Source organism: Anaerovorax odorimutans, from assembly GCF_024459955.1.
Lineage (GTDB): Bacteria > Bacillota > Clostridia > Peptostreptococcales > Anaerovoracaceae > Hominibacterium > Hominibacterium odorimutans_A.
In genome coordinates, this window is the sequence record NZ_JANFXK010000060.1 from 1 (window position 1) to 1,093 (window position 1,093).

The 1,093-nt window shown below is 48.3% G+C and carries 2 protein-coding genes and 1 pseudogene; all 3 read left to right on the forward strand.

What is annotated here, in order from left to right:
• The coding region (locus tag NE619_RS17790; protein WP_256133833.1) for a hypothetical protein at nucleotides 1-648 on the forward strand (648 nt) is incomplete at its 5' end.
• Nucleotides 649-658: 10 nt separating this feature from the next.
• Nucleotides 659-853, forward strand: a complete 195-nt coding sequence (locus NE619_RS17795) for a hypothetical protein (protein ID WP_256133834.1) — start codon at nucleotides 659-661, stop codon at nucleotides 851-853.
• Nucleotides 840-1,093, forward strand: a pseudogene (locus tag NE619_RS17800) (type IV secretory system conjugative DNA transfer family protein); the annotation flags it as partial. The gene NE619_RS17795 and the pseudogene NE619_RS17800, both read left to right, overlap by 14 nt.

Consider the following 1,093-nt stretch of genomic DNA (forward strand, 5'->3'; position numbering starts at 1 on the left):
GGCAGTTATGGCTATTGGCGGGACCAGGGAATTTATATACAGCGCGGCGAAAAACAGAATCCAGTGCTGATTTTAGAGCCGGGAAAAGAATATGTACGCGAAGATGGGAGCATTGGCACTTACTACAACGCAAAAAAGATGTATGACATTTCACAGACAACGGAGAAGAGACGAGTTCGGCCACAGATGAAAGTTGATGAAAGGCAGCTGATCCGTGCGCTGACTTACAACCCGCCGGTATCCATGCAGGCCGTGGAGCAGGGGCAGTTGTCTCCAGGAGAAGGGGCGCGTTTTGTTCCGGAAGAGCGTTGCATTGTGATACAAAAAGGGATGGAAGCGCCTGCCATCTTTCAAAGCGTCACTAGAGAACTGGCTCATGCGCAGTTCGCACAAGGCAGTCGGGAATATAACCGGAAGCATGATACACTTCCGGCCCGCAGCGTGTCCTATTTGTTATGCAAAAAATATGGCGTGGACACGCAGGGTTTTGATTTTAACGATGCGCCGGATTATCTGGCAGCATTAGAGCCGCAGGAGATTCGCCAAACCCTTTCTAAAATACGGGACGCGGCCAGTGATCTCGCATCCCGTATGTCGAAAGTCCTAGAGCCTGATCGGAGCAATAGAGTGGTTGGACAAGAAAGGTAGGGGATAACTTATGAAAAAGGAAATAGCAGCCATTGAATTCGATAAATATGAGTGCGGGGCTGTGTTTGAGGCTTTAAAAGACAAACGCAATGCGCTGATACAGGAAGAACTTCCCACGGATACCGTAGACGATGCCCTTATAAAGGTCATTGATGCCATGAATGAGCCAAAGCGAAAGGAACGGAACCGTGATGAAGCAAGATAAACTGGTGACCATTCTCTTTTGTGTTTTAGGTTTGGTTTCGGTTATCTGGCTGGCCCTTTTAACCGCTCCGCATATAGCAGGTGGTCTGCCGGGAATTATAGAGGGGCTTCCGAAAGCAATCGAACAGCCGTTTTCGTTTGAGCTATGTAAGGATAGTGGAAAGACTGTTCTTCTTTTTTTGATCGCATACCTGTTTGGCCTGGGCATCTATGTTTCCACCAGACGTAATTACCGCAAAGG

Bases quoted from the DNA above. Each gene is read 5' to 3' on its own strand.
- NE619_RS17795 (WP_256133834.1), top strand. From the start codon at position 659: ATGAAAAAGGAAATAGCAGCCATTGAATTCGATAAATATGAGTGCGGG.